Source organism: Azospirillum sp. TSO5 (assembly GCF_003116065.1).
Taxonomy (GTDB): domain Bacteria; phylum Pseudomonadota; class Alphaproteobacteria; order Azospirillales; family Azospirillaceae; genus Azospirillum.
Genome location: NZ_LGQY01000003.1, coordinates 13,828 through 38,910 on the forward strand (window position 1 = coordinate 13,828; position 25,083 = coordinate 38,910).

General features: G+C 68.4%; 26 protein-coding genes and 1 tRNA gene. 17 read left to right on the top strand and 10 right to left on the bottom strand.

Features of this window, described 5'->3' with window-relative positions; translation table 11 throughout:
- Positions 1 to 9: 9 nt before the first annotated feature.
- From TSO5_RS00330 to TSO5_RS00340, 3 genes are all read right to left on the bottom strand, one after another.
- Positions 10 to 780 (bottom strand): TIGR02186 family protein, encoded by a 771-nt coding sequence (locus TSO5_RS00330; protein WP_109149750.1) that lies wholly within the window; start codon positions 778 to 780, stop codon positions 10 to 12.
- On the bottom strand, positions 777 to 1,694 hold the full coding sequence (locus TSO5_RS00335; RefSeq protein WP_109149751.1) for a sulfite exporter TauE/SafE family protein: 918 nt from the start codon (positions 1,692 to 1,694) through the stop codon (positions 777 to 779). Before TSO5_RS00335 ends, TSO5_RS00330 begins: the two co-directional genes overlap by 4 nt.
- Before the next feature lie 125 nt (positions 1,695 to 1,819).
- Positions 1,820 to 2,347 (bottom strand): hypothetical protein, encoded by a 528-nt coding sequence (locus TSO5_RS00340; protein WP_109149752.1) that lies wholly within the window; start codon positions 2,345 to 2,347, stop codon positions 1,820 to 1,822.
- A 128-nt stretch (positions 2,348 to 2,475) separates the two neighbouring features.
- Here TSO5_RS00340 and TSO5_RS00345 point away from each other — a divergent pair, with 128 nt between their 5' ends.
- Positions 2,476 to 2,955 (top strand): hypothetical protein, encoded by a 480-nt coding sequence (locus TSO5_RS00345; protein WP_109149753.1) that lies wholly within the window; start codon positions 2,476 to 2,478, stop codon positions 2,953 to 2,955.
- Between the two features lie 90 nt (positions 2,956 to 3,045).
- On the opposite strand, the gene TSO5_RS00350 is transcribed toward TSO5_RS00345, so the two are convergent.
- Positions 3,046 to 4,044 carry an adenosine kinase gene (locus TSO5_RS00350; protein WP_109149754.1) on the bottom strand — a complete coding sequence of 333 codons (999 nt, stop codon included), beginning with the start codon at positions 4,042 to 4,044 and terminating at the stop codon, positions 3,046 to 3,048.
- Between the two features lie 166 nt (positions 4,045 to 4,210).
- On the opposite strand from TSO5_RS00350, the gene TSO5_RS00355 reads away from it, so the two are divergent.
- The 4 genes from TSO5_RS00355 to TSO5_RS00370 all read left to right on the top strand — a co-directional run bounded on the left by TSO5_RS00355 (position 4,211) and on the right by TSO5_RS00370 (position 7,727).
- Entirely contained in the window at positions 4,211 to 4,669 is a 459-nt protein-coding gene (locus TSO5_RS00355) for a helix-turn-helix domain-containing protein (protein ID WP_109149755.1), read from the top strand.
- The gene (fabF, locus tag TSO5_RS00360) at positions 4,666 to 5,922 is read left to right on the top strand and encodes a beta-ketoacyl-ACP synthase II (RefSeq protein ID WP_109149756.1); all 1,257 of its coding nucleotides are present in this window, start codon (positions 4,666 to 4,668) and stop codon (positions 5,920 to 5,922) included. The genes TSO5_RS00355 and fabF overlap by 4 nt, the downstream gene beginning before the upstream one ends.
- Before the next feature lie 97 nt (positions 5,923 to 6,019).
- Positions 6,020 to 6,715 carry an EI24 domain-containing protein gene (locus TSO5_RS00365; protein ID WP_109149757.1) on the top strand — a complete coding sequence of 232 codons (696 nt, stop codon included), beginning with the start codon at positions 6,020 to 6,022 and terminating at the stop codon, positions 6,713 to 6,715.
- A 136-nt stretch (positions 6,716 to 6,851) separates the two neighbouring features.
- A complete protein-coding gene (locus tag TSO5_RS00370; RefSeq protein ID WP_109149758.1) occupies positions 6,852 to 7,727 on the top strand; it encodes a polymer-forming cytoskeletal protein in 876 nt (291 codons plus the stop codon).
- 83 nt (positions 7,728 to 7,810) lie between these two features.
- Here the strand turns inward: TSO5_RS00370 and nth are convergent, their stop codons facing one another.
- On the bottom strand, positions 7,811 to 8,446 hold the full coding sequence (gene nth / locus TSO5_RS00375; RefSeq protein ID WP_109149786.1) for an endonuclease III: 636 nt from the start codon (positions 8,444 to 8,446) through the stop codon (positions 7,811 to 7,813).
- 307 nt (positions 8,447 to 8,753) lie between these two features.
- Between nth and TSO5_RS00380 the strand changes: the two genes are divergently transcribed.
- Both TSO5_RS00380 and TSO5_RS00385 read left to right on the top strand, forming a co-directional pair.
- Positions 8,754 to 9,260, top strand: a complete 507-nt coding sequence (locus tag TSO5_RS00380) for a hypothetical protein (protein ID WP_109149759.1) — start codon at positions 8,754 to 8,756, stop codon at positions 9,258 to 9,260.
- Between the two features lie 53 nt (positions 9,261 to 9,313).
- A complete protein-coding gene (locus TSO5_RS00385) occupies positions 9,314 to 9,901 on the top strand; it encodes a DUF2244 domain-containing protein (protein ID WP_109149760.1) in 588 nt (195 codons plus the stop codon).
- Positions 9,902 to 9,933: 32 nt separating this feature from the next.
- Here TSO5_RS00385 and TSO5_RS00390 read toward each other — a convergent pair whose 3' ends face one another.
- Both TSO5_RS00390 and TSO5_RS00395 read right to left on the bottom strand, forming a co-directional pair.
- Entirely contained in the window at positions 9,934 to 10,398 is a 465-nt protein-coding gene (locus TSO5_RS00390) for a low affinity iron permease family protein (RefSeq protein ID WP_109149761.1), read from the bottom strand.
- Between the two features lie 110 nt (positions 10,399 to 10,508).
- Positions 10,509 to 12,830, bottom strand: coding sequence for a mechanosensitive ion channel domain-containing protein (locus TSO5_RS00395; RefSeq protein ID WP_247870508.1), 2,322 nt, complete (start codon positions 12,828 to 12,830; stop codon positions 10,509 to 10,511).
- A 247-nt stretch (positions 12,831 to 13,077) separates the two neighbouring features.
- Here TSO5_RS00395 and TSO5_RS00400 point away from each other — a divergent pair, with 247 nt between their 5' ends.
- Positions 13,078 to 13,791 carry a sulfite oxidase-like oxidoreductase gene (locus tag TSO5_RS00400; protein ID WP_247870509.1) on the top strand — a complete coding sequence of 238 codons (714 nt, stop codon included), beginning with the start codon at positions 13,078 to 13,080 and terminating at the stop codon, positions 13,789 to 13,791.
- A gap of 72 nt (positions 13,792 to 13,863) precedes the next feature.
- Positions 13,864 to 13,940: transfer RNA gene (locus TSO5_RS00405), tRNA-Arg, on the top strand.
- 14 nt (positions 13,941 to 13,954) lie between these two features.
- Here the strand turns inward: TSO5_RS00405 and ybaK are convergent.
- The 3 genes from ybaK to apaG all read right to left on the bottom strand — a co-directional run bounded on the left by ybaK (position 13,955) and on the right by apaG (position 15,981).
- On the bottom strand, positions 13,955 to 14,437 hold the full coding sequence (ybaK, locus tag TSO5_RS00410; RefSeq protein WP_199230777.1) for a Cys-tRNA(Pro) deacylase: 483 nt from the start codon (positions 14,435 to 14,437) through the stop codon (positions 13,955 to 13,957).
- Positions 14,438 to 14,525: 88 nt separating this feature from the next.
- Positions 14,526 to 15,152 carry a GTP cyclohydrolase I FolE gene (gene folE / locus TSO5_RS00415; RefSeq protein WP_109075001.1) on the bottom strand — a complete coding sequence of 209 codons (627 nt, stop codon included), beginning with the start codon at positions 15,150 to 15,152 and terminating at the stop codon, positions 14,526 to 14,528.
- A 436-nt stretch (positions 15,153 to 15,588) separates the two neighbouring features.
- Positions 15,589 to 15,981, bottom strand: coding sequence for a Co2+/Mg2+ efflux protein ApaG (apaG, locus tag TSO5_RS00420; RefSeq protein ID WP_109074886.1), 393 nt, complete (start codon positions 15,979 to 15,981; stop codon positions 15,589 to 15,591).
- Between the two features lie 459 nt (positions 15,982 to 16,440).
- Here apaG and TSO5_RS00425 point away from each other — a divergent pair, with 459 nt between their 5' ends.
- The 8 genes from TSO5_RS00425 (at position 16,441) to metK (ending at position 25,082) form a co-directional block, all read left to right on the top strand.
- The gene (locus TSO5_RS00425; protein ID WP_109149763.1) at positions 16,441 to 17,154 is read left to right on the top strand and encodes an N-acetyltransferase; all 714 of its coding nucleotides are present in this window, start codon (positions 16,441 to 16,443) and stop codon (positions 17,152 to 17,154) included.
- Positions 17,155 to 17,346: 192 nt separating this feature from the next.
- On the top strand, positions 17,347 to 18,741 hold the full coding sequence (gene miaB / locus TSO5_RS00430) for a tRNA (N6-isopentenyl adenosine(37)-C2)-methylthiotransferase MiaB (protein ID WP_109149764.1): 1,395 nt from the start codon (positions 17,347 to 17,349) through the stop codon (positions 18,739 to 18,741).
- Positions 18,738 to 19,832, top strand: a complete 1,095-nt coding sequence (locus TSO5_RS00435) for a PhoH family protein (protein WP_109149765.1) — start codon at positions 18,738 to 18,740, stop codon at positions 19,830 to 19,832. The genes miaB and TSO5_RS00435 overlap by 4 nt, the downstream gene beginning before the upstream one ends.
- Positions 19,829 to 20,335, top strand: coding sequence for an rRNA maturation RNase YbeY (ybeY, locus tag TSO5_RS00440; RefSeq protein WP_109074890.1), 507 nt, complete (start codon positions 19,829 to 19,831; stop codon positions 20,333 to 20,335). Before TSO5_RS00435 ends, ybeY begins: the two co-directional genes overlap by 4 nt.
- Positions 20,332 to 21,288: a hemolysin family protein gene (locus TSO5_RS00445; RefSeq protein ID WP_109149766.1), complete on the top strand. Its 957-nt coding sequence runs from the start codon at positions 20,332 to 20,334 to the stop codon at positions 21,286 to 21,288. Before ybeY ends, TSO5_RS00445 begins: the two co-directional genes overlap by 4 nt.
- Before the next feature lie 134 nt (positions 21,289 to 21,422).
- Complete coding sequence (gene lnt, locus TSO5_RS00450) at positions 21,423 to 23,036, top strand: apolipoprotein N-acyltransferase (protein ID WP_109149789.1); 1,614 nt, start codon at positions 21,423 to 21,425, stop codon at positions 23,034 to 23,036.
- Between the two features lie 130 nt (positions 23,037 to 23,166).
- Complete coding sequence (locus TSO5_RS00455) at positions 23,167 to 23,661, top strand: helix-turn-helix transcriptional regulator (protein ID WP_109149767.1); 495 nt, start codon at positions 23,167 to 23,169, stop codon at positions 23,659 to 23,661.
- Positions 23,662 to 23,912: 251 nt separating this feature from the next.
- A complete protein-coding gene (gene metK / locus TSO5_RS00460) occupies positions 23,913 to 25,082 on the top strand; it encodes a methionine adenosyltransferase (RefSeq protein ID WP_109149768.1) in 1,170 nt (389 codons plus the stop codon).
- Position 25,083: the final 1 nt, after the last annotated feature.

Genomic DNA, 25,083 nt, shown 5'->3' on the forward strand with positions numbered 1-25,083 from the left:
CCTCTCGGCTTAGATCCGGCGGAATGCGGCGCCGGCCGCCCAGCCGGCCGCGATGGCGCCGACGACGGCGGCCACCCCGTAGATGACCGGGCGGTTGCGGGCGAAGTCCGACACTTCGGCGCTGAACCCGATCTTGGACACCACCAGCGGCGTGGTCTGGGCACTGACCACGTCGCCGTCGCGAATCAGCAAGGCTTCGACATTGTACAGACCGGTCGGGACGTTTGCCGGAAAATAGATGTTGGTGCGGAACAGCCGTTCGCCCAGGAAGGCGACCTGTCCCATGGAAATGGCGTAGAGCCCCTGGCGCTGCTTGTTGCGGATCAGCGCGCTGCGGTAGGCAGCAAGCTCTTCCGGCGGCAGGGTGGCGTCGGCCGGCAATTGCAGCTGCGGCAACCCCAGCTGCTGGCGTTCCAGAACCGGGCGGCCGACCAGCTGGTCGAGCGGCCGGCTGACCGCCACCGTGTAGAAGCTCGGCACCTGCTCGAAGCGCACGCTGTCGGTGTTCATCCACATGCCGGCCACCCGCTGCTTGCGGCGGACGGTGGCGGGGCCGCGCGGGCCGGTGACGACGATGGCGACGTCGCCCGCCCCGTCGGTGGTGCCGAACAGCACGACCTCCGTGCCGGTGAAGCCGGTGGTGATGGCGATCAGGTGGCTGGACAGGTCGGCGACCAGCTGCTGCGCCCACACCGTCGCCGCCACCGTGCCGCCCAGCAGCAGCCCGGCCAGCGCCGCGGCGGCCTGGATCAGCCGGCGTTTCGTCCGCCCCGCCATCATCTCAACCCCGTGGTCAGGGTGAACAGGTCGTCGGGGCGGGAGAACAGGTCCCAGGCCAGCTTCAGCGCCACCGCCACCACGATGGTCGCCAGCGCCAGCCGGGCGGTTTCGCCGCGCAGGCGGCTGCCCGCCTTCGTTCCAAACTGGGCGCCGATCACGCCGCCGATCAGCAGCAGAAGCGCCAGCATGGCGTCCACCGTTTGGTTGGTGGCGGCCTGCAGCAGGGTCGCCGCCGCGGTGGTGAAGATGATCTGGAACAGCGAGGTGCCGGCGACCAGCCCGGCCGGCATGTTCAGCAGATAGATCATCGCCGGCACCAGAAGGAAGCCGCCGCCGATGCCCATGATCGCCACCAGCATGCCGCCGACCGCCCCGATCCCCGCCGGCAGCAGGGCGGAGATGTACAGCTTCGACCGCTGGAACCGCATCTTGAAGGGCAGGCCGTGCAGCCAGATGTGACGGTGCAGCTTGCCGCGTTTCGCCGTCGGCGCGCGGCGGCGCAGGATGGCGCGGCTGCTTTCCACCAGCATCATGCCGCCGATGGTGCCCAGGAAGAAGACGTAGGACAGGGTGATGGCGATGTCGATCTGGCCCAGCCGCTGCAGGATGCCGAAGATCCACACCCCCACCGCGGTGCCGATCACGCCGCCGCCCAGCATCACCACGCCCAGCTTGACGTCGACGTTGCCGCGCCGCCAATGGGCCAGCACGCCCGACACGCTGGCGGCGACCAGCTGGTTGGCCTGGGTGCCGACGGCGATGGCGGGGGGAACGCCGATGAAGATCAGCAGCGGCGTCATCAGGAATCCGCCGCCGACACCGAACATCCCCGACAGGAACCCCACGAGCCAGCCCATGCCGAGCACCAGCAGCGCGTTGACCGACATCTCGGCAATCGGCAGGTAGACTTGCATGAATCGGCAATCTGTCGGGATGTTCAGGATGGGCGGCGGGACCGGCAGCTTACCCGAGCCGACGCTGTGGCGGAAGACCGCAGAGCCGGCCTTTGGGGCTGGAATCCCGGCGCAAGAGGGAGGTATCAGGGCACCGGCGCGTGGAAGAAGACCTTGAAGCCGGCCTTGTGCGGAAAGACGTGCTCCGCCTCGCGCCGGGCAGACTGCAGGTCCAGCGCATGGACCAGCACCCGGTTGTCATAACGCCAGACCGGGTTCACCGGTTTTCCGGCGGAACGGGCGGCGGTGGCGACGGCGGTGTCGTACTGCACCTCCGCCCGGAAGGCGCGGCGGTTGCCGCCGGCCGTGCCCAGGATGTGCAGGAAAACCGGCGGTTCCTTGTCCACCGCATCGATCTGGCGCTGAAGATGGCCGGTCCGCTGTTCGGCGGCCGACAGGCGGCCCTTCGCCTCCTCCAGCCGGCAGGTCAGGTCGGCCAGCGCCTCGGTGTCCGCGCGCTGGCGTTCCTTCAGGGGCACCACCGACTGGCGCAGCCGGTCCAGCCCGGCGAGCCGGTCCCAGCTGCGCCGGATGCCGACCCAGCACAGGTGGCAAAGGACCGCCAGCGCCGCCAGTGGAATCGTCGAGTCGAGAATCGTCCGCACCGCCTCCATCACCACCCCATCGCTTGGCCCATCGCTTGGCCCATCATCCCGATGCCCGAGCATCCGCCCTTGGCACGCCCGTTGCTGCAGCGTCGGCGCAAGCACGCAAGGAGCGTGCCGAAGAAGCGGAGAGACGGATGGGCGAGCCGATGCCGCTGCTGCTCGTGCTGGAAATGGTGATCCTGATGGCATGCCTCTGCTGGATCGCCTTGTCGATCCTGCGGATCGGCCAGCGCATCGCCGCCGTCCAGCGCCGCCGCTCGCAGCTGCATCAGGGACGGACGGAGCTGACCCGAACCACCGAGTCGCTGCGCCGCGACATGCACCACCAGGAGACGGAACTGCGGCAGGCGGAAGAGGCCATCGCCGTGCGCAACGCCCAGGCGGTGGAGCTGCAGACCCGGCTGAACGACCTGCGCCGGCAGGGGCCGCGCGAATACACACTTTTCAACGAACGCTTCGGCGAGAAAGACCGGCTGTGGCTGCTGACCGTCCCGCGACCGGACCGGCCGGAGCGCTGGGCGGTGGCCGCCCCCGACAGCGGGACGGCGATGGCGCTGCTGTGCGCCAGGATCACGGTGCCGGAACGTCCTGTGATCGATGACCAGTTGAATTGACCCCCAAACGGAACCGGCCGCAGTTGCAGAATGCAACGCGGCCGGCAACGCCCTCGCGATTTGACGCGCAAATCGCGCCCCGGGGACGGCTTACGCCAGCAGGCCCTTGGCGGCGACCAGCTCGCGCAGGTTCACTTCCGGCCGGGCGCCGACATGGCTGATGATCTCCGCCGCGGCAACGGCGCCCAGACGGCCGCAAACCGCCGGGGACAGGCCGCGGGTATGGCCGAACAGGAAACCGGCGGCATAGAGATCGCCGGCGCCGGTGGTGTCGACCACCCGCTCCACCGGCTCGGCCGCCACCTCGACCACCTCGCCGCCGGAGACGATGACGGCGCCCTTCTCGCTGCGGGTCAGCGCCGCGGTCTTGCCCAGGCGCTTCACCGCCGCCAGCGCGTCCTCGAACCTGTCGGTGCCATAGAGGGCGCCGATCTCGTGCTCGTTGGCGAACAGGATGTCGACGTGGCGCTCCACCAGATCGACGAACTCGGCATGGTGACGGTGGACGCAGAAGCTGTCGGACAGCGACAGCGACACCTTGCGGCCGGCGGCGTGCGCGATCTCCGCTGCCTTGCGGAATGCCTCCTTGGCGCGGGGCGGATCCCACAGATAGCCTTCCAGATAGGTCACCTGCGACCCGGCGATCAGCGCCTCGTCGATGTCCTCCGGCCCCAGCTCGACGCAGGCGCCGAGATAGGTGTTCATGGAGCGCTGGGCGTCCGGCGTGACCAGGATCAGGCAGCGCGCGGTCGGTGCCCCACCCAGCAGCGGCGCGCTGTCGAAGGCGACGCCGGAGGCGCGGATGTCGTGGCGGAACACGTCGCCCAGCTGGTCCTTGGCGACCTTGCCGACATAGGCGCCGCGACCGCCGAGCATGGCGATGCCCGCCATGGTGTTGCCGGCCGAGCCGCCGGAGACCTCGACGCCCGGCCCCATCCGGCCGTACAGCTCCTCCGCCCGGGCAGCGTCGATCAGCGTCATCGCCCCCTTCTCGATGGTGTTGGCGGCGAGGAAGGCATCGTCGGCGTGGGCGATCACGTCCACGATGGCGTTGCCGATGCCGGTGACGTCGTAGGCAGACGTGGCCATTGGCTCTCCTGAGGGGTCTTGCGGTATGGGCGGAATTGCGGCGCGAGTATAGCGACCGCCACCCGCATCACAAGTGCGGCTCCTGGAAGCACTCCCGATACTCCCGCGGGTTGGAGCCGACCTCAGTCACTTGCATGATGAAAGTGACTGTGAGACAGTCGCCGCCATGCGACGCACCCGGCTGACCGACTTTCCCTGCCCCATCGCCCGCGGCCTCGACGATGTCGGGGAATGGTGGTCCCTGCTGATCCTGCGCGACGCGATGCTGGGCGTTACCCGCTTCGACGAGTTCCAGCGCAGCATCGGGCTTGCCACCAACATGCTGACCCGGCGACTGCAGGCCCTGGTCCAGGCCGGGCTGCTGGAAAGGCGGCCCTACCAGGAACGCCCGCTGCGCCACGGCTACCACCTGACCGACAAGGGACGGGATTTCCTGCCTGTGCTGATCGCCATGGCCGATTGGGGCGGACGCTGGCTGCTGCCCGACGGAACGTTCCGGCTGGTCGACCGCGAGACCGGGCTGCCGGTCGAGCCGGTGCTGGTCGATCGCAACAGCGGCGAACCGATCCGGCCGGACCGGCTGCGTCCGGAATTGACGATCCCTGAAAAGGACGAAACCGAATGAGACGAGTCGTGGTCACCGGTCTGGGCGCGGTCACGCCGCTCGGTGCCGGCGTGGCGCCGAGCTGGCGCGCCGTGCTGGACGGCCGAAGCGGCATCCGGGCGGTGAGCGGGGTCGATGCCGCCGACCTGCCCTGCCGCATCGCCGGCCAGGTGCCGGACAGCGGCGACGCCGCCTTCGACGCGGATGCGGTGGTGCCGCCCAAGGACCAGCGCAAGATGGACCGTTTCATCCTGCTGGCGCTCGCCGCCGCGGAAGAGGCGGTAGCCGATGCCGGCTGGCACCCGACGGACGCGGAGGCGCAGGAGCGCACCGGCGTGATGATCGGCTCCGGCATCGGCGGCCTGCCGGGCTTGGCGGAGGCGGCGCTGACCCTGCACGGGAAAGGGCCCCGCCGCATCTCGCCCTTTTTCGTGCCGTCGACCCTCATCAACCTTGCATCGGGCCACGTGTCGATCCGCTACGGCTTCCGCGGACCGAATCATGCCGCCGTGACCGCCTGTGCGACCGGGGCGCACGCCATCGGCGATGCCGCCCGGCTGATCGCCATGGACGATGCCGACGTCATGCTGGCCGGCGGCAGCGAGGCGGCGATCTGCCGTCTCGGATTGGCAGGCTTCTGCGCCGCCCGCGCCATGTCGACCGGCTTCAACGACGACCCGGCCCGCGCGTCGCGCCCCTGGGACCGCGACCGCGACGGCTTCGTCATGGCGGAAGGAGCCGGCGTGCTGGTGCTGGAAGAGCTGGAGCACGCGAAACGGCGCGGGGCCAGGATCTACGCCGAGGTGACCGGCTACGGCCTGTCGGGCGACGCCTACCACATCACCTCTCCGGCGGAGGACGGCAACGGGGCTTTCCGCGCCATGCGCGCCGCGCTGAAGCGGGCGGGGCTGGCGCCGGACGCCGTCGATTACGTCAACGCCCATGCCACCTCCACCCCCGCCGGCGACCCGGTGGAGATCGCGGCGGTCAAGCGTCTGTTCGGCCCGGCGGCGGCCGGCCTTTCCATGTCCTCGACCAAATCGGCGACCGGCCATCTGCTGGGAGCGGCGGGCGCCGTGGAGGCGATCTTCGCCATCGTGGCCCTGCGCGATCAGGTGGCGCCGCCCACCCTGAACCTGGAAGCGCCGTCGGAGGGCTGCGATCTGGACCTCGTCCCGCTGCGGCCGAAGGAACGGCGCATCCGCCATGTCCTGTCGAACAGCTTCGGCTTCGGCGGAACCAACGCCGCGCTGGTGTTCAGTCCGGTGGCCTGACGGGATGTCGGAAGGGGGGACTGGAACCCGGCGCCCGGCCACCGTAGATATGCGGGCGGCCGTTCCCCCCTCCTCCCCAACCGCTCACGGACCGCCGATGATCCGCGCCCTCGTGCTTGCCTTCGCCCAGCTGTCCGACCCGCGCGTGCGCCGGGTGGTGTGGACCGGGGTGCTCGTTTCGGTGATCGCCTATGCCCTGCTGGCCGGCGGCGCATGGTGGGCGCTGTCGGTGACGCCGCTGACCGGTTACGGCTGGGTCGATGCCACCATCGACGTGATGGGCGGGCTGGGGGTGCTGGTGCTGGCGTGGCTGCTGTTCCCGGCCACCGTCGGCACGGTGTCGAGCTTCTTCCTGGACGAGGTGGTGGAGCGGGTGGAGGCGCGGCATTACCCCGCCCTGCCCGCTCCGCGCCATGCCGGCTGGCTGGAGGAACTGGCGACGGCGCTGCGGTTCCTGCTGCTGGTGCTGGCGATCAACCTGCTGGCGCTGCCGATCTATATCTTCGCGCCCGGCCTGAACCTGATCGTCTTCTACACCGTCAACGGCTATCTGCTGGGGCGGGAGTATTTCGAGATGGTGGCGCACCGCCGGATGGACCGTGCCACGGCGCGGGCGATGCGGCGGGCCCGGCCGCTGAAACCTTTTTTGGCCGGGACCGTCATTGCCTTCCTTTCGACAATCCCCTTCGTCAATTTGCTGGTCCCGGTCGTCGCCAGCGCCTTCATGGTTCATGTCCTACAGTCCATGTCGGCTCCCCTTGCGGCGGGCCGGACGACCGTGATACGCCGCTAGGCGGCACGGCCGCACGCCGTCGCCTGCCCGGATATCGCCTGCGGTGCCCGCCTTCCCGGCGGCGCGCTTCCGGCACCGGGCCTTTCGACTTCCAGGCCATCCCGCCACCCGCATGTCCAGATTGGGGGAACCGCTCATGCTGTTCGGACGAAAGACACCGCCCGCCGCTCCCAAGGCAGACAGCCCCGTCCCGCCGCAGCCGGGTGTCCGTCCGTACACCCCGGGCGAGCCCGGCGCCGTCTCGTCGCCGCTCGCCTCCCTCAACAATCCGGCACAGGCTCCTGGACACCATCCGGTTTCCGCCGCCGCGGCCGGAGACGCCGCACCCAGCATGGCCCACGCCCTGACCGATCCGCAGAGCGCCTCTCCGGCCTATCCCGACATGCCTTCCGCCTCGAAGGGACCCGACATGAACAGCATCCCCAAGCCCCCGTCCGCGCCGTCCATGCCGGGTGCCGGCTTCAAGCCCGACGTGCCGCGCCGGGTCGTCGACATGCCGGGCTCCGCCCCGCGCCAGCCGTCGATTCCCGTCGCCACCCCGGCGGCGGCTCACGCAGCCCAGGCGCCTGTCCAGGCTCCGGTCGCCCAGGCCCCGATGGCTCCCGCCATGCCGGAGCAGCGCCGCCTGACCGTCGGCCGCGACATCTCCCTGACCGGCGAGATCGGCTCCTGCGACGTGCTGGTGGTGGAGGGCACGGTCGAGGCCAAGCTGCGCGAAGGCCGCTCGGTCGAGATCGCCGAGAGCGGCCTGTTCAAGGGCTCCGTCGAGATCGAGGAGGCCGACATCGCCGGCCGCTTCGAGGGTGACATCTCCGTCCGCGGCCGTCTGACCGTCCGCTCCACCGGCAGGATCACCGGCTCGATCCGCTTCGGCGAGCTGGCGGTCGATGCCGGCGGCCAGCTGATCGGCGACATCCAGCTGTACAGCGCCAAGCCCGCCGCCGCTCCGGCCCCGGTTCAGGCGCCGGTCCAGGCGCCCGTCGGGCAGGTTCCGGCGGCCGAGGCCGTCTGACCCGCTTTCCGAAGCGCAAGGCACGCAAAGCAACGCCCGGCTGGCTCCCGCCATGCCGGGCGTTCTGCGTTTCCCCTCAAGGATCAGGCGATGATCTTGTCCTTGTAGCCGCAGAGGTCGGCGACCGGGCAGATCGGGCAGTCGGGCTTGCGCGCCTTGCAGACATAGCGGCCGTGCAGGATCAGCCAATGGTGGGCATGGCGGCGGTACAGCTTCGGCACCGCCTTCAGCAGCTTCGCCTCCACCGCGTCCGGCGTCTTGCCGGGAGCCAGCCCGGTGCGGTTGCCGACGCGGAAGATGTGGGTGTCGACCGCGATGGTCTCCTCCCCGAAGGCGACGTTCAGGACGACGTTCGCCGTCTTGCGGCCGACTCCGGGAAGCTGTTCCAGCGCCTCGCGGTCGCGCGGCACCTCGCCGCCATGGCGCTCGATCAGCAGTTCCGACAGGCGGATGACGTTCTTGGCCTTGGTGTTGAACAGGCCGATGGTCTTGATGTACTGGCGCAGCCCTTCCTCACCCAGCGCCACCATCTGCTGGGGCGTGGTGACGACCTTGAACAGCGGACCGGTCGCCTTGTTCACGCCGACGTCGGTGGCCTGGGCGGACAGCACCACGGCCACCAGCAGCGTGTAAGGATTGACGTATTCCAGCTCGCTCCGGGGTTCCGGGTTGGCGGCGGACAGGCGGCGGAAGAATTCCTGGATGGCGGCGGGCTTCATGGCCGCCACCATAGCCGCAACGGCCGGGCTTGCGCCAGAGGCGGGGCGTGCCGTCACGATCGGATGGCGGCCAGTCTTGAGCCCCAGTCTTGAGTCGGTGTCCAAACTGCAGCGTTGCGTCGCAATTTGCGACAAAAATCGGAGTAATTGACGTCAAACCAACAGATTTGGTCGCAGGAATCCCGCTTTCCGGCTCCTTCGGCGGTGGCGTATGATTTGCTAACTGCCAAGGCACCGTTTGAACGCCGTCAATCGAACCACGGATCTTCCGGGTTGTGGCGTTCGGATCGGATAAGGGTATTTCGAAATGAGCGCGTCTTATCTTGTGGAAATAAAGGACTGGGGCCTGCATGTCCGGTTGCAGGGCACCCTGTCGATGGAGCAGCGCGACGCCGTCGCCCGGCAGGTGGAGGTGCACTGCGCCAACCTGGGCGCCCGCGGCACGCCATGGAGCAGCCTCGTCGAGTTCGACCGCTTCGAGGCCGACGGGTTCCGGCCGGAGATCGTCGTCGCCCTGATGAAGCTGGCGCGACGCTGCGGCCAACTGCGTTGCGCGGTGGTGATGACCGACTGGCACTGGGCCTCGGTGATGGCCGATGCGATGATCGCGGCGGGCACCGACGATCAGGCGCGGATTTTCGTCCAGGCCAAGGTGACGCCGGCCGACGGCGACCTTGCCGGAGAGCTTGACGGCGGACCGGCTGCCAATTTCTGCGCTACCGATCACTCAGGGGCCGATTTCACCGGAATGGACAGCGCCATGGCCTGGGTGCTGAACGGCGGCGCGGTGCCAATGGTGTCGAAGGCGGCATAACCCCGTATTCGTCACGGTTTTTTGCCGGCCTCCGCTGGGTTAGGATGGCGGCCATGCCCATCGACATCTGCGGCCCCCAGCCTGATGGCCAGCCCGGCGACGGCCCCGCCCCTGCGGAGAGCAGCGGCGGAAGCGGTGCCGTGCGCGTGTTCTTCGACGCCATCCTCCATCCGCACCGCAGCCTTGGCCGCAACGGCTTCCGGGTTCTGATGGGCGTGGTGGTGATGATGAACCTGATCGTGGCCGGCATCTTCGTCTCCCATGGCGCCTGGCCGGTGGTGCCCTTCTGCGGGTTGGACGTGCTGGCGCTGTGGCTGGCCTTCCGCGTCAGCTACCGCTCCGCCCGCCAGTATGAGCGGGTGCAGCTGACGGAGAGCGCGCTGACGGTGCAGCGCGTCCACTGGAAGGCGCCGGAACGCCGCTGGTCCTTCCATCCCTACTGGCTGCGGATCACCCACGACGAGCGTGCCGACCACGACCGCCGTGGTCCGGCCGGGCAGGTCACGCTGAGTTCGCACGGCCAGTCGGTGGGGGTCGGGTCCTTCCTGTCGCCGGCCGAACGCTCCACCTTCGCCCGCGCGCTGGACGATGCACTGCGCGCTTGGCGCCGTCCGCCCTGCCCGCCGGCGCCCGCAGGATAAAGCCTCCTACCGCCGATCCGACGGAATGCCTTCTATCGCCGATCCGGCGGATCGGGCACCCCGCGTTCGTCCAGTTCCTCGTCCACCTCGCGTTCGACCGCGCGTTCCACCTTCTCGTCGATGCGGTGGTCCAGGCACTCGGCCGTCTTGGCGAGGTGTTCGAAGCTGCGCTTCACCTTCGCCACCTCGGTTTCAGGCATCTCCTCCAGGTCGATCATGCCGTTGCGGGCGGAGTGGGTGGCGCGGATCAGCTCGTCCAGCTTCAGGTGGATGGCCTGGGTGTCGCGATTCTGGGCGTTCTGGATGATGAACACCATCAGGAAGGTGACGATGGTGGTGCCGGTGTTGATCACCAGCTGCCATGTGTCGGAGAAGTGGAACAGCGGCCCGGTCAGGCCCCAGATGAGCACGACCGCGAAGGCGGTGACGAAGGCACCCGGCCGGCCGGACTGACGCTCCATCCAGCGGGCGAAACGGGAAAAGGCATCGCTGAGCATTTTGCAGCACGCTCCGGTTCATCGGACGGACAAAGGAAAACGCCCGGCAAAGCCGGGCGGTTCCCTTTCCGGTACAGTCGGAGCTTGGCCCCCGGTTGGGCCCCTGGCCGTCAGGACCCCTGGCTGAGCGCCTCCGCCAGCGCACGGTCGTGCGGGTTCTGGCCGACGACCAGCTGCATCGACTGGGTCGGCATGGAAATGCCCAGTTCGTCGAACTTCTTCTTCAGCAGGCGGTTGAACTCGCGGGTGACGCCCCACTGACGGGTCGGGCGGGTCTTGAACTGGGCCAGGATGTTGATGCCGGTGTCGGACAGCTTGTCGACGCCCAGCACCTCCAGCGGGTTCAGGATGTCGGCGGCGAACTGCGGCTGGGCCTGCACCTCGGCCCCGGTCTCCTTCAGCGCGGCGATGATGCGGTCGGGATCCTCGCGGTTGGACACCGTGATGTTGAACAGGGTGACCGAGAAGTCCTTGCTCATGTTCTTCACGGTGGTGACGGCGCTGAACGGCACGGAATGGACGGCGCCGGCCCCGTCGCGCAGACGGATGGAGCGGATGGAGATCGCCTCCACCGTGCCGGAATGGCCGCCGCCGACATCCACCACGTCGCCGACCGACACCGTGTCCTCGAACAGGATGAACAGGCCGGTGATGATGTCCTTGACCAGGGTCTGCGAGCCGAAACCGATGGCCAGACCGACGACACCGGCACCGGCCAGCAGCGGCGCGATGTTGACGCCCAGTTCCGACAGGGTGATCAGCGACACCATCGTCACCAGCAGGATCAGGAAGGCGTTGCGCAGAAGCGGCAGCAGCGTGCGCATGCGGGCGCTGCGCTCGATGCGGGCGCCGTTCTTGTCGGTGGCGCGCAGGAAATGCTCGATCAGCGCGCTCACCACCTCCCAGGCGACGATGGCGCCGGCCAGCAGCAGGCCGATGGAGATGGCGCTGCCGACGATGCGGCGGCCGGCGGCCGACTCGACCAGTCCCAGCGTGTCGATGCCCCAGCCATTCAGCGCGACACCCAGCGCGACCAGCCAGATGATGACCTTGCCGATGCGCTGGACGATGGGAAGATAGTGGAAGGCGCGGGTGTGGAGCTGCGGCAGGTTGCCGGCCAGCTCGCGGTTCATCGTCAGGCCACGGCGCAGCGTCCGGTTCAGCCCGGTCACCAGCAGACGCGCCACCACCACCGACAGCACGGTCACGGCGGTGCCGCGGGCCAGATACTCGAACCCGCCATAAACGTTCAGCACCCACACGCCCAGCGTCACCACGACATAGAGGATGGCCAGCACGTGCCAGATCTCGGCGAAGCGGCGGCGCGCGGTGCGCAGGACCGCCCCCTGCCCTTCCGCCTCGCGCCGGGCGGTCGCCAGCGGGTCGCCGTCGCCCGACAGCGGGTTGCCGCGCATCCACTCGGCGACGCCGACGCGGTTCTGCAGGATCAGCGCGATCAGCATGCCGGCGATCACCACGCCCAGCAGCTTCAGCAGCGCGCCGTAGGCACCCAGCGGCAGGCCGAGCACATAGGCGCCCTCCGCCAGGAAATAGCCGTAGACCGCAACCGCGATCAGCCGGCGCGACCAGATATAGCAGCGGCGCGCCCCGGCTTCGCTGGTGTGGACCAGCCGCAGGTTGGGGGCGTCCGGCGCGAACAGCATCCGCACCAGGATCAGCAGCGCCTGGGTGATGACGGTGGCGTTCACCACCGCCAGCGCCACCAGCCGCACGCGCGGCGCCGGCTCCGTCACCGACAGGATCGTGTAGGCGACGACGATGAATCCGAGAATCGGCGCCAGTTCCAGCACCGCGCGGCCCAGCAGCATCGGGATGCGCAGCAGGGGGGAGCCGACATGGTGGGCCGCCATCGCCTGTCGCGGCCGGCTGAGCAGCCAGGCGATTCCGCGGGCCGCCACCGCGCCGATGCCGAGGATCATCGCCAGCTGGATGCCGATCTGCACCCAGCGTTCACGGGCGGTGTCGTCCTGCGCCTGCCGCTGGACCCAGGACAGCGCCCCCGGCAGGTCGGAGAAGACGTTGGCGACCTGCACCAACTGGCGGCTGACCACATCCATCCGCGCCGCCAGGAAGGAGAGCGCGCGGGCGCCAAGGGTCTGCGGCAGCGCCGACTCGCCCTCGGCTTCCTTGGCCTGGGCGAGGCCGCGCTGGGCGGCGATCAGATTGCGCAGCTGGCTGACCAGCTGGGTGCGTGCATCCTGGTTCTCCAGCGTACCGACCAGCGCCTCCAGCTGCTGCACGGTCCCCTCGTCGACCACCACCGGGGCGGCGGAGGCTGGGGTGGCGGCACCGGCGGCCGGAGCGGCGGCGGCCGGTGCCGGCGACGCGGCCAGCGCGGCGGAGCCCGCCAACCCCACCCCGGCGAGCAGAGCCGCAAGCAGCAGGACGGCGAAGCCGCCGGACAAAAACAAACGCCAGCCCCGTGCAAGGGCGGGTGCGGCAGGCGTTGCGGACCGGATCATCGGCAAATCACTCGGCTGGTCTTTGGAAAGCGGTGGCAAACAGCGGCAAAGCGGAACCCTGGCGCGGAACTGTGGCTCCAATATGCCGGGCTTCGGGAAGTTAGTTCCCCCGCTTCCGCTTGCCAACCCGACTGTCTGTTCCTTTTTTAAGCGGGCCCCCTACCGGAAAAGCCGGAATCGGAGAAAAGGACGAGCCATGAACGACACACCCGCCGGATCGGACGGAAGCAGCGGATTGGAACCGGATCAAGGGATCGGGCAGGACGGTTCCGTCCGCGACAAGCTGGTCGCCACCAAGGAGCAATGGGCGCGCGACGGCCGCGCGCTGACCGGACAAGCCGCCGACCCGGCGCGCGACCGGCTGCCGCCTGGCCAGCGTCTGGTGACCGACTGGCCGGTGCTGGACCTCGGCATCACGCCGAAGGTGACGACGGACAACTGGACGCTCGCCGTCGACGGGCTGGTGGAGAACCGGCTGTCCTGGACCTGGGAGGACTTCCAGGCCCAGCCGCAGGAGAGCTTCGTCTCCGACATCCATTGCGTCACCACCTGGTCGCGCTACGACAACCGGTGGGAGGGCGTCAGCGCCCGCCGCCTGCTGGAGCTTGCCCGGCCGAAGCCGGAGGCGCGCTTCGTCGTCTTCCATTCCTTCGACGGCTACACCACCAACGTCGCCCTGTCGGACTTCGACGACGACGGCGTGCTGCTCGCCACGACCTGGGAAGGCCAGCCGATCAGCCGCGACCATGGCGGGCCGGTGCGCATCGTGCTGCCCAAGCTGTATTTCTGGAAAAGCGCCAAGTGGGTGAAGCGGATCGAGTTGCTGGCAAGCGACCACAAAGGCTATTGGGAGGTCCGCGGCTACAACAACCACGCCGACCCGTGGCTGGAGGAACGCTATTCCGACTGACGCCGTGAGGAGGCGCTTCCCCCAAAAGCCGCTTTCACCTTGCCGGCGAAACCGTTAAGGTGCGGCGCAAGTGGCCCCGTAGCTCATCAGGATAGAGCGCGAGTTTCCTAAACTTGAGGCAGCAGGTTCGAGTCCTGCCGGGGTCACCACCACCGTTCCGGTTTCAGTGCGCGACGATGGCGCAGACCGTCGCCTTCGTCGCCTTGGCCAGATCGGCCGGCGCCAGCACGATCTGCAGGCCGCGCCGGCCGCCATTCACCACCATTTCCGGCAGCGCTTCGGCGCTCGCGTCGATGAAGGTCGGCAATGCCTTCTTCTGGCCCAGCGGGCTGATGCCGCCGACCAGGAATCCCGTGGTCTTTTCCGCCAGCGCCGGGTCGGCAAGGTCGGCCTTCTTCGCCTTCGCCGCCGCGGCGATGGCCTTCAAATCCAGCTTGGCCGCGACCGGGATGACGGCACAGGCCAGCGCCTTGGGTTCAAGCTGGACGATCAGGGTCTTGTAGACGATGGCAGGGTCGAGCCCGAGCGATTCGGCCGCATGCAGGCCGATGGCGTCGGCCGACGGATCGTACTCGTACTCCATCAGCCGGAAGGCGACGCCAGCCGCCTTCGCCGCATTGACCGCCGGTGTCACCTTCGCCGCCATACCTTACACCCCGAATTCCACACCACTCACTGACAAAGTGCGGCGGGAGCTTGGCAGGCGGCGTTGTGGGTGTAAAGCCCTCTGGACCTCACTCCATCCCGCGCGAGGACGGGTTGCCGATCATTGTGAGGAACTCGCGACGGGTCGACGGGTCGGTGCGGAAGGCGCCCAGCATGCGGCTGGTCACCATGGTCACACCGGTCTTGTGGACGCCGCGGGTGGTCATGCACTGATGCTGCGCCTCGACCACGACGGCGACGCCCTCGGGCTGCAGGACCTCGTCGATGGTGTTGGCGATCTGCGCCGTCATCTTCTCCTGGATCTGCAGGCGCTTGCCATAGGCCTCGACCAGGCGCGCCAGCTTGGAGATGCCGACGACGCGGCGGCGCGGCAGATAGGCGACATGCGCCTTGCCGATGATCGGCACCATGTGGTGCTCGCAATAGGACTCCACCCGGATGTCGCGCAGCACGACCATCTCGTCGTAGCCGTCGGTCTCCTCGAAGGTGCGCGACAGGATCTCGACCGGGTCGATGCCGTAGCCGGCGAAGAATTCCTCATAGGAGCGGACGACGCGGTCCGGCGTGCCGACCAGCCCTTCGCGCGCCGGGTCGTCGCCGGCCCAGCGGATCAGGGTGCGCACAGCCTCTTCCGCCTCGGTGCGGGACGGACGGGCGACGGGGTCGGGCCGGGACAGGCCGGGGCCGCGAAGCACGTTGTCGGCGACCGGGGGCTTGGCGTGCGGGGTCTTGGTAGCCGTCACGGGAAACATCCTTTCCATAACTGGGAAACGCCCTGCGCGAAGCCGATGGCCGCAATCCGACGGCCGTCGCGCAACACGCCCATCGTGTCTGGCGTCACTTCCGTCGTCAGTACGGAGCCGAAGCCCCGGCGGATCAACCGAACGGGCGGCAAGACGAAAGAACCCATTCGCAGAATGCGGAGCGGCGGCGCCAGCCACGGTTTCCGCCGCTTGCCGCCTTTCGGAAGTCCCTAGATTTAGGTCCCGCCCCATGGCCTGCAAGCTATGGACAAAGTACGGACAGCCATGCGGATTGTCAAAGCCGCCTGTTAATTTCTTCCAATATCCACACACATTCTATTGTATTATTCGTCTGCGTCCGGAATTGCCGGGCAGTCGGGCCGTCCGATCAGTTCAGCTGCATCGGCTGGTGCGGACTGTCCAGCGAGAAGGCCGGGATGGTCACGTCGAAGGCGCGTCCGTCCTCCCCCTCCATGCCATAGCTGCCGGCCATGATGCCGGACGGCGTGCCGAGCGGGGTGCCGCTGGTGTATTCGAAGTGGTCGCCCGGCTCCAGCACCGGCTGCTCGCCGACCACGCCGGGCCCCCGCACCTCCTGCACGCGGCCCATGGCGTCGGTGATGCGCCAGTGGCGGGTGCGCAGCTGCACCGTCTCGCTGCCTTCGTTCTCGATGCGGACGTGATAGGCCCAGACGAAGCGCCCCTCGGCCGGAGCCGACTGGTCTTCCAGGAAAACGGGCTGGACGGTGACGCGGATGTCGTGGGTAACGGCGGTGTACATGGCGGGCGGTCCGATGAACGGCGCCGGCCGTAAAAACGGGCCGGCGGCTTGGGGTTCCGGCTGGGGATTCCGGGTGGCCGGGCGGCGGTTCCGCGCAGGATAAAGTCCCCTCTCCGCACTGTCCAGAACGCCGCCGGACAATGATGCGACATGCCCGCACTGGGATGGACACAGTCATGCACAGTCTCCGGGTCTGCATGGTCTTGCGACGGGGGGGAGACGATGATATATGCGCAAGTCCCAGCAACGGCCGAAGAGCCTTGTCCATGTCTCGTTCGCACGCCCTTCGCATCCGACGACGGAGCCTCGCACCGCGCATCGCGGTTGCGGCCGTCCTTGGGTCGCGTGCGAACGCCAGAGGCACAACGGGGACCTGACACCCCCGGCCTTCCGGCGGCGGCGCGATCCGCCCTCCAAAAGCCTTCTGAGAAGACTTTCTTCCCGCCGGGAGCCCCACGCATGATCATCACCGTCGAAGAGCCGAAGCACGCCGCCGCCATCGAAGCCCTGCTGGACGCCTCCTTCGGTCCGGACCGTTTCACCAAGACCGCCTATCGGCTGCGCGACGGCGTCGACTCCATCCCCGCCCTGAACCTCGTCGCCATCGAGCATGACGAGCATGGGCGCGAGGTGGTGGTGGGCACCATCCGCTACTGGCCGATCCTGGTCGGCGGCACCACCCAGTCCATCCTGCTCGGCCCCATCGCGGTCGCCGCCCATCTGCAGGGCAGCGGGCTGGGCAGCAAGCTGATCCGGATGAGCCTGAACAAGGCGGTGGCGCTGGGCCACAAGTCGGTGATCCTGGTCGGCGACGCCCCCTATTACGAGCGGTTCGGCTTCTCCCGCGCCCTGACGCTGGGCATGCAGATGCCCGGTCCGGTCGACATGAACCGGCTACTGGGCCTGGAACTGGTCGAAGGCTCGCTGGCCGGCGCCGCCGGCATGATCGGCAAGCCGGAACAGGCGGACGCGCAGGACGTCGCCATTGGCGCCACCCCGGTGATGAGCTCGGTGCTGGCCGCCCCGGCTGCGAACGCGCCCGTCCTGGCGGGAGACACCCCCGTCCCTTTCAGCGCCCTGTTCAGCCGGACGGCGGCGGAGCGACTTTGGACTGACCGCGTGCGCCGGACCGACTGGTTCTGGCGCGACGGCCTGCAAGCCGGCGCGGCGTGACCATTCCGGCCCTCGGTCCGCATTGCGGAAACGACGTCGTTGCAAACATGGGTGGGGCGAAGCGGGATTGACTCGATTCGCCCCACACGCGATACCATCTTTTCAGGAGCGACGCCGGACATGCGGCGTGCCGCGCGCCACGCAGCATCGTGAGCGCGCTATTCGTTTTTGTTCTGAGCGGAAGGGTGCGGGTTGACCAAGAAGCTGTTCATCAAGACCTGGGGCTGCCAGATGAACGTGTACGACTCCGCCCGGATGGCGGACGTCCTGGCACCGCTGGGCTACCAACCGGTCGATGAGCCGGACGGCGCCGACATGGTGATCCTGAACACCTGCCACATCCGCGAAAAGGCCGCCGAGAAGGTCTTCTCCGAACTGGGCCGGCTGCGCCAGATGAAGGACCGCAAGGCGGAGGCCGAGGACGGCCGGATGATCCTGGCGGTCGCCGGCTGCGTCGCCCAGGCCGAGGGCGAGGAGATCGTCGCCCGCGCCCCCTTCGTCGACATGGTCTTCGGCCCGCAGACCTACCACACCCTGCCGGAGATGGTGGCGAAGGCCAGTCGTGCCGCCGGCAGCGTGCTGAACACCGACTTCCCGGCCGAATCCAAGTTCGATTTCCTGCCGGAGGAAGCCGGCAGCCAGGGCGTCTCCGCCTTCCTGGCGGTGCAGGAGGGCTGCGACAAGTTCTGCACCTTCTGCGTCGTGCCCTACACCCGCGGCGCCGAATTCTCCCGTCCCGCCGACCGGATCCTGGCCGAAGCGAAGCGGCTGGTGGCCGGCGGCACGCGCGAGATCAACCTGCTGGGCCAGAACGTCAACGCCTGGCACGGCGACGGGCCGGACGGCACCACCTGGGGCCTCGGCCGGCTGATCCGCCAGCTGGCGGAGATCGACGGGTTGGAGCGCATCCGCTACACCACCTCGCACCCGCGCGACATGGCCGACGACCTGATCCGCGCACACGCCGAGGTGCCGCAGTTGATGCCCTACCTGCATCTGCCGGTGCAGGCCGGGTCCGACCGCATCCTGGCGGCGATGAACCGCAAGCACACCGCCGACGATTACCGCCGGCTGGTCGACCGGCTGCGCACGGCCAAGCCCGATCTGGCGATGTCCGGCGACTTCATCGTCGGCTTCCCCGGCGAGAGCGACGCCGATTTCGCCGCGACGCTGAAGCTGGTCACCGAGATCGGCTATGCCCAGGCCTATTCCTTCAAATACAGCCCGCGTCCCGGCACCCCGGCCTCGGTCGACGGTGCCCAGGTGCCGGAAGAGGTGAAGGAATCCCGTCTGGCGGCTCTGCACCAGTTGCTGAACGCCCAGCAGGTCGCCTTCAACCACAGCTTCATCGGCCGCAGCGTGCCGGTCCTGTTCGACCGTGTCGGGCGCCGCGACGGCCAGCTGCTGGGCCGCAGCCCGTGGATGCAGTCGGTCCATGCCGAGGCGAACGAACGGCTGCTCGGCCGCATCGTCGAGGTGCAGGTCGATGCGGCGCTCGCCAACAGCCTCGCCGGCACCGTGGTGACGGGTGAACACACCACCGCCTCTCCCTTCCAGCCTGCCGTAACCTTGGAGGCAAGCGCTTGAACGGTCTGCCCGAACGGCGTATCGACGTTCAATTCGATGACAACCGGCTTCTGCCGATGCTGTACGGGGAGCATGATCGCCACCTCGCCCGCATCGAATCCCTTCTCGGCGTGTCGCTGATCTCCCGCGGCAACACCCTGACCATCTCCGGCCCGTCCGAGGCCGCCGAAACGGCGCGGACGGCGCTGAACGGCCTGTATGGCCGGCTGACCCGCGGCCAGACCATCGACGGCGGCGAAGTCGACGGCGCCGTCCGTATGGCGACCGCAGATGCCGGTTTCGCCGGTGTGGCGACGGGTGAGGAGCCGCGCGCGCCCGGCCAGCAGGCGACCATCACCCGAGCCGAGATTGCCCTGCGCACCCGCCGGCGCGGCCCGATCACACCGCGCTCCCCCACCCAGGCCGCCTATCTGCAAGCCCTGGCGGAGAGCGAACTGGTCTTCGGTCTCGGCCCGGCCGGCACCGGCAAGACCTATCTGGCGGTGGCGCAGGCGGTGGCGCTGCTGACCACCGGTCAGGTCGACCGCATCGTGCTGTCGCGCCCGGCGGTCGAAGCGGGCGAGCGGCTGGGCTTCCTGCCCGGCGACCTGAAGGAAAAGGTCGATCCTTACCTGCGTCCGCTCTATGACGCACTGCACGACATGCTGCCGGCGGAACAGGTGAAGAAGCGGCTGGAGTCCGGCGAGATCGAGATCGCGCCGTTGGCCTTCATGCGCGGCCGGACGCTGGGCAACGCCTTCGTCATCCTGGACGAGGCGCAGAACACCACGCCGATGCAGATGAAGATGTTCCTGACCCGTCTCGGCGAAGGCGGGCGGATGGTCATCACCGGCGACATCTCGCAGATCGACCTGCCGTCGGGCACCCGGTCGGGCCTGCGCGACGCGCTGGACATCCTGCGCGGGGTGGAGGGTGTGCGCTTCGTCCGCTTCACCGACGCCGACGTCGTCCGCCACCCGATGGTCGCCCGCATCATCCGCGCCTATGACCAGGCCGATGCCCGCGAGGCGGAACGCAAGCAGGCCCGCCGCATCAGTTCCGCATCCGAAACGACCGTCAGCGGCCCTGCGATCGTTGGAGATCCGGAATGACCAGCGCGGTCGACATCACTGTTTCACGTGAAGCCGGCGATTGGGCCGAGGATGCCGAGTGGCTGGCGGAGCGCGCGGCGCTCGCCGCCCTGGGTGCGGCCTATGACGACGAGGAAGGCCCGGCCGAGCTGTCGGTCGTGCTGGCCGACGACGAGCTGGTCCACAGGCTGAACCGCGAGTATCGCGGCAAGGACAAGCCGACCAACGTCCTGTCCTTCGCCCTGACCGAGGCGGAGGAGCCGGAGGCGCAAGACGGCGTGCCGGTGATGCTGGGCGACGTCATCCTCGCCTATGAAACGGTCGCCCGCGAGGCGTCCGAACAGGGGAAAAGCTTCAAAGACCACATGACTCACCTTGTGATGCATGGTGTTCTGCATCTGCTGGGTTATGATCACGAGACGGACGACGAGGCCGAGGAGATGGAGGCGCTGGAAACCCGGCTGCTCGCCACGCTCGGAATCGCCGATCCTTACGCCGCCAACCACCAACCGCCGGACCGATGAGCGAGATATCCGACAGTCGCACGCCCCGTGATGACCACGGGGCCGAAGACCATTCCCTGGGCCACCTGTTCAAGGGGTGGCTCCGCACCGTCTGGGGCGGCCGCGAGGACAATTCCCTGCGCGGCACGATCGAAGAACTGATCTCCGGCCTGGACGATGCCGCGAGCGAGGACGGCGAGGATTCGCTGGGCGCCGGCGAGCGGGCGCTGCTGACCAACATCCTGAAGCTGCGCGACCGCACCGTCGCCGACGTCATGGTGCCGCGGGCCGACATCATCTCCGTCGACATCGACACCCCCTTCCCCGCCCTGGTCCAGCGCGTCGCCGAGGAAGGCCATTCCCGCCTGCCGGTGTACCGTGAGACGTTGGACGACGTGGTCGGCATCATCCACATCAAGGACGTGCTGACCCTGCTGGCGAAGCAGGCCGCCTCGCCCGAGGGCCTGCGCCAGAAGCCGGACCTGACCGGCATCATCCGCGAGGCGAAGATCGTCGCCCCCTCCATGCATGTGCTCGACCTGCTGGTGCAGATGCGCCAGACCCGCCAGCACATGGCCCTGGTGGTGGACGAGTTCGGCGGCATCGACGGCCTCGTCACCATCGAGGATCTGGTGGAGGAGATCGTCGGCGAGATCGAGGACGAGCATGACGAGACCGCGGCGCCGCGGCTGGTCGAGCGTCCCGACGGCAGCCTGATCGCCGACGCCCGCCTGCCCATCGAGGATTTCGAGCATCGCGTCGGCCCGGTCCTGTCCGAGGAGGAGCGCGAGGATATCGACACGCTGGGCGGTCTGGTCGTTTCCATCGCCGGCCGCGTGCCGGGGCTGGGCGAACGGCTGATCCATCCCTCGGGCCTGGAGTTCGAGATCGTCGACGCCGACTCCCGCCGCCTGAAGCGCCTGCGCGTCCACAACGTCCCGGCCAACAGTTCGGAACTGGCGGAGACGGCGTAAGGATTGGGGTGGGGGTCTGACGCCTCCCCTACCCCCACAACACAGCTCCGCCCACAACAGCCTTGGCGCCCCTGTCCGGCCGCATTACCTATGGCGCCGCCCGCCATTCCTTGCCGCTGCCGGAGTTTCCCGTCTTGACCGTCACCGATGCGCTGCCCGTCCCCGCCCGGCTGGGCCGTGTTTCCGCGCGGCTGGCCGCGCTGACCGGCTGGCGCCGGCTGGCTGCCGCGGCCTTGCTGGGTGGGCTCGCCACGCTGGCGGTGCCGCCGGCCGACCTGATACCGGTGCTGCTGGTCGCCTTTCCCGGCCTGATCTGGCTGCTGGACGGGGTGGAGACGAAGAAGGGCGCCTTCGCCCTCGGCTGGTTCTTCGGCTTCGGCCATCACCTGCTGGGGCTCTATTGGATCAGCGCCGCGCTGTTCACCGATATCGAGCGCTTCTGGTGGGCCCTGCCGCTGTCGGCCGTCGGTCTGCCGATCCTGCTGGCGATGTTCAGCGGCGGCGCCACCCTGACCTTCCACATGCTGCGCCGGCGCGGCTTCGGCATTGGGCTGGGCCGACCGCTGCTGTTCGCCGCCTGCTGGTGCCTGTGGGAATGGCTGCGCGGCCACGTCTTCACCGGCTTTCCCTGGAACCTGATCGGCTATGGCTGGGTCGGGGTGCTGCCGGTGCTGCAGACCGTCTCGCTGGTCGGCATCTATGGGCTGACGCTGGTGACGGTGTTGGTCGCCTCTCTGCCCGCCGCCCTGCCCGACCGCGACACCACACCGCGTCGCGCCTGGGCCGGCGTCGCCGCCGGGCTGGCGCTGCTGGCGGTGCTGGGCGGCTGGGGCGCCTGGAGGCTGGCCGGCGCGGTGGACGAGCCGGTGCCGGGCGTGCGGCTTCGGCTGGTCCAGGCGGCGATCGACCAGCGGCTGAAATGGGCGCCGGCCGAGCGGGTGCAGAATTTCCAGAACCATCTCGCCCTGTCCGCCGCCCCGCCGGCCGATCCGTCGGCCCCGCCGCCCAACGTCATCATCTGGCCGGAAACCGCCGTCCCCTTCTTCGTCGAGGAGGATGCGCGGGTGCGCCAGGCGATGGCCTCCGTCATCCCGCCGGGCGGTCTGCTGATCACCGGGGCGCCGCGCACGACGGTCGGTGCGGACGGCGAGCGTCGTTATTTCAACGGCATGGTGGCGGTGGACGGCAGCGGTGCGGTCGTCGCCGACTACGACAAGTTCCACCTCGTGCCCTTCGGCGAGTACATGCCGCTGCGGCAATGGCTGCCCGTCGGCGCCATCGCCGGCAACGGGGCGGAATTCTCCGCCGGCCCCGGTCCGCGCACCTTGGACCTGGAAGGTCGTGTGGCCGGCCTGCCCTCCTTCAGCCCGCTGATCTGCTATGAGAGCATCTTTCCCGGCGCCGTGGTCGACACCGCGGACCGGCCGCACTGGCTGCTGAACCTGACCAACGACGCCTGGTACGGCCGCACCGCCGGTCCGCACCAGCATTTTGCGATCAATCAGGTCCGTGCCGTGGAGGAAGGACTGCCGCTCGTGCGGGTGGCGAATACGGGAATATCCGGGGTGGTGGACTCCTACGGTCGTGTGCAACAATTGCTCGGTCTGGGTGAGCGGGGCTTCATCGATACCACGTTGCCGGAAGCGCCTGACGGCGTCACAGCCTATGCCCGTATGGGAGACTGGATTTTCGGCATAGTGCTTCTAGGCTGTTTTCTGGCGGCCTTGGCCTCGCGATATCACCGGTGACGCAGCAATACGGGCAATACGCCCGCCACAGGCAGAACAATTTCGTGTAACCGGCTTGACCGGAGCGGGCTTGACTGCATACGTGGATATGTCGTAACTAGGTTGCACAACCGTTACAGGGATAAACGAGATGCAGACTGAAACTGGGGCGCCGCGCGGGCGCCGTGCGGGTGCCGGCCGTCCGAAGACCGGAAAGCCGAATCCCATCGATGTCCATGTCGGATCCCGCGTCCGTCTTCGCCGCACGCTTCTCGGCATGAGCCAGGAGAAGCTCGGCGAGGCGATCGGCCTGACCTTCCAGCAGGTGCAGAAATACGAGCGCGGCGCCAACCGCATCGGCGCGTCGCGTCTGTTCGACCTCAGCCGCGTCCTGGATGTGCCGGTCTCCTTCTTCTTCGACGACATGCCGGCCGAAGCGGCTGCCGCCCGCGTCGACGACGAGGACGAGTCCGGTGCGACCGAAGAGCGCTCCGCCAGCACCTACGAGCCCGATCCGATGGCCAAGCGCGAGACGCTGGAACTGGTCCGCGCCTACTACAAGATCAGCGATCCGTCGGTGCGCAAGCGCCTGTTCGAACTGACCAAGGCTGTGGCCAGCGCCGCCGTTGCGGAAGCCGCACAGTAACGTCGTCAAGTACCTCCTGCCGGTTGCCACACGGCATGTGATACCCACCGAACGGGGATGGCACGGGCTCGACCGTGCTCCCCCTTCGTGCGGCGCCCGCGATAATCGGTCCGGGGCCTTACCGCCGGTAGATTTCTTGACCCCGGCTGGATTCCTTGTCACAACCCGTTTTGGATCGGTGTCTGCGGCCGCTGTACCGGTCTGCCGTTTCGGCTCATGAAATAGCGTGCCGCCGAATGCCGAGGTTTCCCGTGGCAAAGCTGAACTACGTCTTCACCAGCGAGTCCGTGTCGGAAGGTCATCCCGACAAGGTCTGCGACCGCATTTCCGACGCCATCGTCGATCTTTATCTTTCGCACGACCCGCAGGCCCGCGTGGCCGTCGAGACTCTCGCGACCACCAATCAGGTCGTTCTGGCCGGCGAAGTTCGCGGCCCCGACAGCATCAAGGCCGACCAGCTGGTCGAAGTCGCCCGCGCCGCGGTGAAGGACATCGGTTACGAGCAGGACGGCTTCCATTGGGAGAAGATGGACGTCAAGTGCTTCGTCCACTCCCAGTCCGCCGACATCGCCGTGGGCGTCGACGCCGCGGGCAACAAGGACGAGGGTGCCGGCGACCAGGGCATCATGTTCGGCTATGCCTGCCGGGAGACCCCGGCGCTGATGCCGGCCCCGATCTACTACAGCCATGCCATCCTGAAGTCGCTGGCCGAGGCGCGCCATTCCGGCGCCGCCCCGCAGCTGGGTCCGGACGCCAAGAGCCAGGTCACCCTGCAGTACATCGACGGCCGCCCGACCCGCGCCACCGCCATCGTGCTGTCGACCCAGCATGCCGAGGGGCTGGACCAGGACGCCGTGCGCGAGATCGTCCTGCCGCACATCGTCAATTGCCTGCCGGAAGGCTGGATGTGCGACCCGAAGCACCTGTACGTCAATCCGACCGGCCGCTTCGTCATCGGCGGCCCGGACGGTGACGCCGGCCTGACCGGCCGCAAGATCATCGTCGACACCTACGGCGGTGCCGCTCCGCATGGCGGCGGCGCCTTCTCCGGCAAGGATCCGACGAAGGTCGACCGCTCGGCCGCCTACGCCGCCCGCTACCTCGCCAAGAACGTCGTCGCGGCGGAACTGGCGGACAAGTGCACGATCCAGGTCTCCTACGCCATCGGCGTGTCCAAGCCGCTGTCGGTCTATGTCGACACCCACGGCACCGGCACTGTCGACGAGGATCGCCTGTCCGACGTGCTGCAGCAGCTGGTGGACCTGTCCCCGCGCGGCATCCGCACGCATCTGGGACTGAACAAGCCGATCTACGCCCGCACCGCCGCCTACGGCCATTTCGGCCGCGAGCCGGAGGTGGACGGCGGCTTCTCGTGGGAGAAGACCGATCTGGTCGGCGACCTGCGCAGCGCCTTCCTGTAAA